A 10,464-nucleotide genomic window follows, 5' to 3' on the forward strand; every position below is an offset into this window, starting at 1 on the left:
ATGAACCCACCCAAGGCAAAATCCGGCCGGCAGAACAACCCCGAAAACGGAGCACTCCCCACATGACCCCGACCAGCACTTCCATCCACACCGTCGGCATCGTCGGCGCCGGCACCATGGGCAACGGCATCGCGCAGGTCTGCGCGCAGTCCGGCATCCGCGTCGTGATGGTCGACATCAGCGACGCCGCGGTCAGCAAGGGCCTGGCGACCATCGCCGGCAGCTTCGACCGCCTGATCAAGAAGGACAAGCTCAGCCCCGAACAGAAGGCCGCCGCCCTCGCCCGCATCACCGTCTCGACCGACTACGCCGCGCTGAATGCCGCCCAGTTCGTCATCGAAGCCGCCACCGAGAACGAGGCGCTGAAGATCAAGATCCTCGGCCAGCTCGACGCGATGCTGGCGCCGGAGGTGATCGTCGCCACCAACACCAGCTCGATCTCGATCACGCAACTGGCGGCGACGACGAAGCGCCCGGACCGCCTCATCGGCATGCACTTCTTCAACCCGGTGCCGCTGATGGCGCTGGTCGAGATCATCCGCGGCCTGCAAACCTCGGACGCCACGCACGCCGCGGTCAAGGACTTGTCGGAGCGCCTGGGCAAGACGCCGATCACGGTGAAGAACGCGCCCGGCTTCGTCGTCAACCGCATCCTGGTGCCGATGATCAACGAGGCGTTCTTCGTGCTGGCGGAAGGCTTGGCCACGGCCGAGGACATCGACGCCGGCATGAAGCTCGGCTGCAACCAGCCGATCGGTCCGCTGGCGCTGGCGGACATGGTCGGGCTGGATGTGTGCCTGGCGGTGATGGAGGTCTACCTGACCCAGTTCGGCGACTCGAAGTACCGCCCCTGCCCGCTGCTGAAGGAATACGTGGCCGCCGGTTATCTCGGCCGCAAGAGCGGGCGTGGTGTCTACGCCTACTGATCGGGCCCGGTGACGCCGTCCACCGCCGTCGCCTTGTTGAACCCCAGCGCCGGTGGGGGGCGTGCGGCCGAGTTGCGCCGCCCGGTCGCGGCCTGGCTGTCGCGCCACGCGCCAGGGGTGTCGCTGCTGATGCCGGACTCCATCGCGGAGGCCAAGGCCATGCTCACCATCCTCGCCCCGCGCACCCGGGTGGTGCTGATCGGCGGGGACGGCACGGTGAGTGCCATGCTGCCAGCGCTGCTCAAGGGCGGGCTGAAGGTCGGACTGGTGCCGGCTGGGCGGCACAACCTGCTGGCACGCACGCTGGGCCTGGACGCACTGAGCTGGTCGCAGGCGCTGGTGTTCGCGCTGCGTTCGCCGACCGGCCCGGTGGACATCGGGCTGCTGGAGACCGAGCACACCACGGTCCACTTCATCTCGCAAGTCCGCGTCGACCGCCCGGGCTGGCTCGGCCGCTACGGTGCCGCCGGCTGGTCGGTCTGGGTGGACGGGCAGAAGATGCCCACCGGCACGGCGCGGCGCGTGCTGCTGTGCAACAGCCTGCCGGAATGGAGCACGCCGGAGCGGCTGCCGATCGAGTTGAACGACGGCTGGTTCGACACCGTGGTCGTCGGCGGCGCGGGCCGCTGGGCGCGCTGGCTGCGGCCGCTGCGACCGCTCGGGCTGCCCTCGGCCGCCGCGCCGGTACCGCACTGCCAGGGCCGCACGCTGCTGGTGGAGAGCGAGCAGCCACTGCGCCTGCGCGTCGATGGTGAACTGCTGACCGCCAGCCGGCGCACGCAGGTCGATCTGCTGCCGCGCGCGCTCGATCTGGCCGGCTCGCACGTGGCGATCCTCGATCCGCACCGGTTCGTCGACACCACCTGGTAGGCACTGGTCTGGATTGCAGCACCCGCACGGGCCGCCGACAATCGCCAGATGATCCGTGCCGACGCCCTCTCCCCTGCCCGACTGCCCACGCCCGATCGCCTGCGCGGGCTGCTCGCCACGCTGGAGTCCGGTCTGCTGGAGCGCGCCACCGAGGTGCGGCTGGCGCTGCTGGGCGCGCTGGCCGGCGAGCACATCCTGTTGATCGGCCCGCCCGGCACCGCCAAGAGCGAACTCGCCCGGCGCCTGCACCGCGTGTTCGAAGGCGCACCGTATTTCGAGCGCCTGCTGACCCGTTTTTCCACCCCGGAAGAGCTGTTCGGCCCGCTCTCGCTCAAGGCGCTGGAGGACGACCGCTACGAGCGCCTGACCGCCGGTTTCCTGCCCACGGCCGGCATCGCCTTTCTGGACGAGGTATTCAAGGCGAACTCGGCCATCCTGAACGCGCTGCTGACGCTGCTCAACGAGCGCGAATTCGACAACGGCGTCGGTCGCACCCGCACGCCGCTGATCAGCGTGATCGCCGCCAGCAACGAGGTGCCGGCCGACGAGGCACTGCAAGCCTTTCATGACCGCTTCCTGGTGCGCCTGCCGATCGCGCCCGTCGGCGACGCCAGCTTCGAGGCCCTGCTGCGGCTCACGACGCCCGAAGACGACCCCGTACGCACCGAAGCGCTGACCGTCGCAGAACGTGCGGACATCACCCGCGCCAGCGGGCGTGTGCGGCTGAGCGTCGAGGCGGTCGAGGCGCTGCGGGCGCTGCGCCGCTGGCTGGGCGAGCAGCAGACCACGCTGTCCGACCGGCGCTGGCGCCTGTGGGTGGGGCTGATGCGCACCGCCGTGGCCACCGAAGGCCGCACGCAGATCGACGCGCTCGACCTGTGGCTCGCACCCTACGTCGCCAGCCCGACGCCCGAGCTGGTGCCCAAGCTGACCCAGTGGTTCGACACCGAGATTGCCCGCGCCGTGCCGCAGGACGCACCGTGGCTCACCCGCGCCGTCGAAGCCTTCGAGCACCAATGGGAGATCGAGCGCAGCGCCGAAGCCGAGGCCGACGACGGCACCGCTGGCAAGCTGGCTCTGGCCCGCGCCATCAGCGGCAGCCAGGACGATGGCGGCATGGCCCGGCTGATGACCGAGTCGCTCGAAGCGCACACACGCCGCCGCTACAGCCCGGTCCACATCGCTGCCCGGCTGGCGCAGATCGACGCGATCACCGGCCCGGCGGCGGCGCACTGGACCCGTGTCCACCAGGATGCCACCGCGCTGGCCGACCGGCTGCATGACCGCTTCTGGATACCGGCACCGGTGGTCGAGCGCCTGCTCGGTGCCCACACCCACACGCTGGCCATGCTGGACGGCCTGCTGGCTCGGCTGGAAGCCACCCGCGCCGGCTTCGCCACGCTGCCGGTCGAGACCTCCACGGCCGATGACGTGCTGGCACCCGCGCCCGAGCCTGTGGCCTTCTGAGTGCACCGGCCATGACGTCGGCGGACCCGCCGTTCCACCACCTCGCCCCGCTGCCACGCACGCTCTGGCTGCCGGCGCTGATTGCCAGCGTGGGCCACGCCGAGGCCCGGTTGCTCGACACGCGCCGCTGGGAACAGGCGCTGCTGGCGGGGGACCTGCCGCCGGCCGATGCCGATTTCGGCGATGCGCAGGCCGCCACACCACTGCGGGCCGTGGTCGGTGAACTCGGCCTGCCGGGCCTGAGCCGCAGCGCACCGGCGCTGGCCGAGCAGGTGCTGCGCACGCTGCTGTGGCACCTCGACCGCATCGCCGACCACCAGCCCCGCCTCGACCGCGCCGCCGCCATCGCGCAGGTGGTGGACGATTTCCGCAGCGCCTGGCAGATCGAGACGCAGGGCTGGGAAGAACACTTCGTGCTGCTGCAAGGCCTGGGGGATCTGAGCGCCCTGCGCTGGGACGCCCTGCGCGGCCATCTCCACTCGCGCCCCTGGGCCGAGGCCCGGCGCGCCGCCGCGTGGCTGGAGCAGCTGCCGCAGCTCGCCGAGCTGATCCGCCAGCTCGGCCGCGCCGAACGCCACGACGCCAGCCCGCCCGCGCCGGCCATCGCGCCCGAACCCGACAGGCGCCCGGTGCACGGCCTGCGGGCGGTCGAGACGCGCCTGCCGGACATGCCGGGCGAGCTGACCGGGATCCACCTCTCCGGCCGTATCGAGCGGATGCTCGCCAGCGAGGCGGTGATGCTGCGCCACCCGGTGCTCAAGCGGCTGTGGCGTGCGCGCCATGCCGAAGCACGGCTGCTGAGCTGGGAGTCGCAGGCCGTGCTGACCGACTGGCGCCACGACCCCGCCGCACCACCCCGCACCAGCGCCACGCCGCCGCAGCCCGAACCCCGCGCCCGCGGGCCGTTCATCCTGTGCCTGGACACGTCTGGCTCGATGCGCGGAGCGCCCGAGAACATCGCCAAGGCGGTCGTCATCGCCGCGCTGCGCGCCGCACACGCAGAGCGGCGCGGCTGCGTGCTGATCGCGTTCGGCGGGCCGGACGAGGTGATCGAGCGTGATCTGGACCTGAGTCCCACCGGCCTGCAGGCGCTGATGGACCTGATGGGCCAGAGCTTCGACGGCGGCACCGACGTGCAGACGCCGATCGAACACGCCATCGAGCGGGTCCACCAGGCGCGCTGGCAGCAGGCCGACCTGCTCATCGTCAGCGACGGCGAATTCGGCTGCGTGCCGCAGACGCTGGCGCGGCTGGACGACGCGCGCGAACGCTTCGGGCTGCGGGTGCAGGGCGTGCTGGTCGGCGACCGGGAGACCATGGGCCTGCTCGACGTCTGCGACCACCTGCACTGGGTGCGCGACTGGCGCCGCTACACCGAATCCGCCAAGGGCAGCGAGGGCCGCGGCTACTCGCCGGTGCACAGCAAGAGCCTGACCGCGCTGTATTTCCCCAATGCCCTGTCGCCCCGTGCAGCCAAGCACCGCGATATACCCTGACAGGTATATAGAATGGTGGCATGAACACTGCCACTGCCACTGCTACAGCCACCCGCCTGCAGATCGAGTCCTTCTTCGACGAGGCCTCGTCCACCTTCAGCCACCTGGTGCTCGACCGGGCGACCGGCCAGTGCGCGCTGGTGGACAGCGTGCTCGACTACGACCCCAAGTCCGGCCGCACCCGCACGACCGGCGCCGAGCGGCTGGTCGCCCGCGTGCACGAACTCGGCGCGCAGGTGCAGTGGCTGCTGGAGACCCATGTCCACGCCGATCACCTCTCCGCCGCCCCCTGGCTGAAGGCGCAGCTGGGCGGCCGGATCGCCATCGGCGCGCAGATCACCACCGTGCAGAAGACCTTCGGCACACTATTCAACGCCGAGCCCAGCTTCGCCCGGGATGGCAGCCAGTTCGACCACCTCCTGCGCGACGGCGAACCCTTTGCCATCGGCAGTCTGCGGGCCACCGCCTTGCACACGCCCGGCCACACGCCGGCGTGCATGACCTACCTGGTGGAGGACGGCGAGGAACACGCCGCCTTCGTTGGAGACACGCTGTTCATGCCCGACTACGGCACCGCGCGCTGCGACTTCCCCGGCGGCGATGCGGCCACGCTGTTCCGCTCGATCCGCCGCGTGCTGGCGCTGCCCGATGACACCAGGCTCTACCTGTGCCATGACTACCGCCCCGGCGGCCGCCCGCTGGCGCATGTCAGCACCGTCGCCGAGCAGCGCGCCGCCAATGTCCACGTCCACGACGGCATCGCCGAAGCCGACTTCGTCGCCATGCGCCGGGCGCGGGATGCGACGCTGGACATGCCCGTCCTGATCCTGCCGTCGGTGCAGGTCAACATGCGCGCCGGCCACCTGCCGCCGCCCGAGGACAACGGCGTGTCCTACCTGAAGATTCCGCTGAACATGCTCTGAGCGCACCCGGGGAAGGACGCCGTCACACGGGGTGGCACGGCGTCTGCTAGGCTTGGAGGCAGACCATTTCCCTTGCCAGAGCCCCCCCATGCAGCACCTCACCGACGCCGGCCAGCAGGCCATCCAGCAGATCGCCGCCCGCCACGGCTTCAGCCCGGACGCCGTCACGCACATGCTGTGGGCGGTCTGGAGCGGCAACGGCAGCATGGCGCAGTTCAGCCACGGGGAGTTCGGTGGCTCGGGCCAGTGGATGCGCGGCGGCATGACCATGGTCGGCGACATGTTCAACCACCAGTTGAAGGGCCGCGTCGACAGCCTGTGCAGCGAACTGAGCCAGTTGCTGGCCAGCCGCAGCGACCTGGTCCCGCCCGCGCCGGTGGCAGTGACCTGGTGGCCCGCCTGGATGGGCAGCCCCAACGCCACCGGCGCGCAGAACAACACCCGCTATGCCTATTTCGCCAACAGCCGCAGGCTGGCGGTGGACACGGGCGGCGACGTCTGGGTCTACGACACGCTCGACCACCAGATCGGCGGCTTCTCGCAGCAGCAGGGCTCGGGCGGTGGCATGACCTTCTCCAGCCAGTACGGCACGGTGAACCTGGGCAGCCTGCCGGTGGTGATGCGCCATGGACAGGAGGTGCAGGCACCGCCCGTCGCCGCACCCGTCCCGACCACCGCCGCGCCGGCACCGGCCGGCGACGCAGAGGCCATCTTCGCGGCCATCGAACGCCTGGGCGAACTGCAGACCAAGGGCCTGCTGACCGAGCAGGAATTCGCCGCCAAAAAGGCCGAGTTGCTCGGGCGACTCTGACCCCATCAGAAATGGTCCGGCGCCGGCAGGACAGATCCTCGACAAAACTGGAACAGTCCCGCGCGCGCGTGGACAATGCTGCATGCCACGCACCGTCATCAACACCCAAAGCTTCACCGACGCCGACGCTGCGCTCGCGCACGCCAAGGCGATCTACGACTCGGGCATCGCCCACCTGCGGCAATCGCTGAAGGAGTTTGTCGGTGGCACGGAGTTCGGCGAACACGTCCGCGCCTGCTACCCGTTCGTGCGGGTGCGGGTCGACACCGTGGAGCGGGCCGATTCGCGGCTGTCCTACGGCTTTGTCGCCGGACCGGGCGTCTACGAGACGACGCTGACGCGGCCGGACCTGTTCCGCCACTACCTGCGCGAGCAGTTCAAGCTGCTGCTGAAGAACCACGGCGTCGCGCTGGAAGTGGGTCTCTCCAGCCAGCCGATCCCCGTGCATTTCAGCTTCGCCGAACACGACCACATCGAAGGCACGATGCTGCCGGAGCGCCGCTCGCGCTTGCGTGACCTGTTCGACCTGCCAGACCTCGCCGCGATGGACGACGGCATCGCCAACGGCACCTTCGAGCCGCACGCCGGTCCGGACGGACTGGTGCGCCACCCGCTGTCGCTGTTCACCGCGCCGCGCATCGACTACTCGCTGCACCGCCTGCGCCACTACACCGGCACCGCGCCCGAGCACTTCCAGAACTACGTGCTCTTCACGAACTACCAGTTCTACATCGACGAGTTCGTGCGCCTGGGTCATGAGCTGATGGCCGACGAGAACGGCGAGTACACCGCCTTCGTCGAACCGGGCAACGTGCTGACCCGCCACACCGGTCTGCCCGCCGAGCCGGGCGACGAGCTGGGTGCCCCGCCGCCACGCCTGCCGCAGATGCCGGCCTACCACCTCAAGCGCCACGGCCACAGCGGCATCACGATGGTCAACATCGGCGTCGGCCCGAGCAACGCCAAGACCATCACCGACCACATCGCCGTGCTGCGACCGCACGCCTGGCTGATGCTCGGCCACTGCGCCGGCCTGCGCAACACGCAGCAGCTCGGCGACTACGTGCTCGCCCACGGCTATGTGCGCGAGGACCACGTGCTCGACGAGGAGCTGCCGCTGTGGGTGCCGATCCCGCCACTGGCCGAGATCCAGGTGGCGCTGGAGCAGGCGGTGGCCGAGGTGACGCAGCTCTCCGGCTACGAGCTGAAGAAGATCATGCGCACCGGCACGGTGGCGTCCACCGACAACCGCAACTGGGAGCTGCTGCCGCACCCGGGTCCGGAGCGCCGCTTCAGCCAGAGCCGTGCCGTGGCATTGGACATGGAAAGCGCCACCATCGCCGCGAATGGTTTCCGGTTCCGGGTTCCGTACGGTACCCTGCTGTGCGTTTCCGACAAGCCGCTCCACGGCGAAATCAAGCTCCCCGGCATGGCCAACCACTTCTACCGCGAGCGGGTCGATCAGCACCTGCGCATCGGTATCCGCGCCATCGAGATCCTGCGCCACCAGGGGCTGGACCACCTGCACAGCCGCAAGCTGCGCAGCTTCGCCGAGGTGGCGTTCCAGTAAATGGAGCTGGATGTCCGCACATTGATGGTGGTCTTCACGGTGAACACGTTCGCCGTGGCGCTGGCTTTGCCTGCCATCATGGGCTGGCGCGTGGGTCCGGCTGCGCGCCAGGCCGTGTTGTCCATGCTGCTGCAGGCGGGGGGCTGGTTCTTCCTGGTGCTGTCCACCTTCTGGCGCGGCCAGTGGCAGGACCAGGTCTGCTCGGTACTCGCCATGGCCGGCATGTCCACCAGCCTCGTCCTGCTGTGGCAGTCGATGGGCCTGTGGACCGGGTGGCCACAGCGCCATTGGCCCATGTGGCTGCTGACGGTGCTGATGACCCTCGGCTACGGCCTCGGCTTCGACCACTACCCCTGGCGTGTCGGGCTGGCCAACGGGGTACTGGGCCTGCAAATGCTGGTGATCGTGCGCTCCGTCAGCCGACACAGCCCCGAGACCAGCTGGCGCTGGCGTGCGCTGATCGGCCTGTGCATGGGCGCAACCGCCACCGTGACCTTCTCGCGCGGCATCCTCGGTGCCTTCTTCACCGCGTCCTATCCCTTCCTGACCGCGCCACACCCGGTCAACAAGGTCGCCGCACTCGTGAGCAACCTGTCGCTGGTGCTGACCACCGTCGCCATCCTGCTGGCCTACCGCGAGGAAGCCGAGCGCCAGTTGCAGGCACAGGCCATCACGGACGGCCTGACCGACCTGCTCAACCGCCGCGCCTGGACAGAACGTGCCGAGATACTGCTGGCCGATGCACAACGCTACGGCTATCCGCTGGTGGCCGTGATGCTGGACATCGACCACTTCAAGCGCATCAACGACGAGCGCGGCCATGCCAAGGGTGACCAGGCGCTGCAGTTGTTTGCCCGGCTGCTGCGCGAGGAACTGCGCACTGGCGATCTGGCCGGGCGCTACGGCGGCGAAGAGTTCTGTGTGCTGCTCACCCACACCCGCGAGGGCCAGGCGCTGTCGCTCGATCAGCGGCTGCGCCACTGCCTTCGGCTGCAGTCGGCCCAGGAGCTGGACTTCCCGCTCGAATACAGCGCCGGTCTCGCCGCCATGGGCCAACAGGACCAGACGCTCGACAGCCTGCTGCGCCGCGCCGACGAGGCGCTCTACGAGGCCAAGCACGCCGGCCGCGGGCAGGTCGTGCTGGCACCACGCGAAACCACCAAAGCCCCCGCCTGATACGGCACGGCCATGCACCTTTCCCATCTCTTCGGCACAGACTTTCCCCTACTCCAGGCGCCCATGGCCGGCGTGCAGGGCAGCGCGCTGGCGGTGGCCGTGTCGAACGCGGGCGGGCTGGGTGCCTTGCCCTGCGCAATGCTCGGGCCAGAGCTGCTGCAGCAGGAACTTGCCGCCATCCGGGCGCAGACCGACCGGCCATTCAACGTCAACTTCTTCTGCCACACGCCACCCGAGCCGGATGCCGCAGGCGAGGCCGCCTGGCGCACCACGCTGGCGCCGGCCTATACCGAGTTCGGCATCGACCCCAGCACGATCCAGACCGGTCCGGGACGGCGGCCGTTCGACGCGGAGAGCGCCGACCTCCTGGCCGCCTTCGCGCCGCCCGTGGTGAGCTTCCATTTCGGGCTGCCGTCGCCGTCGCTGCTGGCGCGGGTGCGTGGCTGGGGCGCCCGGGTGCTGTCGTCGGCGACCACGGTCGAGGAAGCGCGCTGGCTGGAGGCGCAGGGTGTCGATGCCATCATCGCGCAGGGACTGGAGGCCGGCGGGCACCGCGGCCACTTCCTCTCGGACGACCTGACGCGCCAGATGGGCACCTTCGCGCTGCTGCCGCAGATCGTCGCAGCGGTGAACATCCCGGTCATCGCGGCGGGTGGCATCGCGGATGCGGCGGGCGTGGCCGCGGCGATGGCGCTGGGCGCAGCGGGCGTCCAGGTCGGCACGGCCTATCTGCTCTGTCCGGAAGCGACGACCAGCGCCATCCACCGCGCCGCGCTGCAAGGCGACTCGGCTCACCACACCGCTTTGACGAACCTGTTCACCGGCCGCCCCGCGCGCGGCATCTTCAACCGGCTGATGCGCGAACTCGGCCCGCTGTCCGATGCGCCGCCCGCATTCCCGTTGGCCACGGCCGCGATCGCCCCGCTGCGTGCGCGTGCCGAGGCCGCCGGCCGCAGCGACTTTTCGCCGCTCTGGTCGGGCCAGAATCGCAGCGGCTGCGCCGCGGTCGGCGCGGCCGAGCTGACCCGCCGTCTCGCCGCCGCTTTCCGCTGAGGACCGCATGCCCGACCGCCAGGTGCATCTGCTGAACCATCCGCTGATCCAGCACAAGCTCACGCTGATGCGCCAGAAGGACCGATCCACCAGCAGCTTCCGCCGGCTGCTGGGCGAGATCGGCCTGCTGATGGCCTACGAGGTCACGCGCGACATGCCCACGCAGATGGTC

At 70.0% G+C, this 10,464-nt stretch carries 10 protein-coding genes; all 10 read left to right on the forward strand.

Translation table 11 applies throughout. From position 1 onward, the window contains the following. The first annotated feature begins 62 nt into the window (after positions 1-62). The gene (locus RMP06_RS09700) at positions 63-926 is read left to right on the forward strand and encodes a 3-hydroxybutyryl-CoA dehydrogenase (RefSeq protein ID WP_310461571.1); all 864 of its coding nucleotides are present in this window, start codon (positions 63-65) and stop codon (positions 924-926) included. Positions 927-935: 9 nt separating this feature from the next. Beyond that, positions 936-1,796, forward strand: a complete 861-nt coding sequence (locus RMP06_RS09705; protein ID WP_310461572.1) for a diacylglycerol/lipid kinase family protein — start codon at positions 936-938, stop codon at positions 1,794-1,796. A 48-nt stretch (positions 1,797-1,844) separates the two neighbouring features. Further along, complete coding sequence (locus tag RMP06_RS09710) at positions 1,845-3,263, forward strand: AAA family ATPase (protein WP_310461573.1); 1,419 nt, start codon at positions 1,845-1,847, stop codon at positions 3,261-3,263. Between the two features lie 11 nt (positions 3,264-3,274). Beyond that, positions 3,275-4,759, forward strand: coding sequence for a VWA domain-containing protein (locus RMP06_RS09715; RefSeq protein WP_310461574.1), 1,485 nt, complete (start codon positions 3,275-3,277; stop codon positions 4,757-4,759). A gap of 20 nt (positions 4,760-4,779) precedes the next feature. After that, positions 4,780-5,682 carry an MBL fold metallo-hydrolase gene (locus RMP06_RS09720; protein ID WP_310461575.1) on the forward strand — a complete coding sequence of 301 codons (903 nt, stop codon included), beginning with the start codon at positions 4,780-4,782 and terminating at the stop codon, positions 5,680-5,682. 88 nt (positions 5,683-5,770) lie between these two features. Beyond that, positions 5,771-6,493 (forward strand): SHOCT domain-containing protein, encoded by a 723-nt coding sequence (locus tag RMP06_RS09725; protein ID WP_310461576.1) that lies wholly within the window; start codon positions 5,771-5,773, stop codon positions 6,491-6,493. Positions 6,494-6,575: 82 nt separating this feature from the next. After that, a complete protein-coding gene (locus RMP06_RS09730; protein WP_310461577.1) occupies positions 6,576-8,063 on the forward strand; it encodes an AMP nucleosidase in 1,488 nt (495 codons plus the stop codon). Continuing rightward, positions 8,064-9,239, forward strand: coding sequence for a GGDEF domain-containing protein (locus RMP06_RS09735; protein WP_310461578.1), 1,176 nt, complete (start codon positions 8,064-8,066; stop codon positions 9,237-9,239). Positions 9,240-9,251: 12 nt separating this feature from the next. After that, on the forward strand, positions 9,252-10,292 hold the full coding sequence (locus tag RMP06_RS09740) for an NAD(P)H-dependent flavin oxidoreductase (protein ID WP_310461579.1): 1,041 nt from the start codon (positions 9,252-9,254) through the stop codon (positions 10,290-10,292). A 7-nt stretch (positions 10,293-10,299) separates the two neighbouring features. Then, positions 10,300-10,464 (forward strand): uracil phosphoribosyltransferase (locus tag RMP06_RS09745; RefSeq protein ID WP_310461583.1); only part of this gene is annotated, 165 nt, incomplete at its 3' end.

Origin of the sequence: Sphaerotilus sp., assembly GCF_031429695.1 — a bacterium.
Taxonomy (GTDB): Bacteria; Pseudomonadota; Gammaproteobacteria; order Burkholderiales; family Burkholderiaceae_C; genus Sphaerotilus.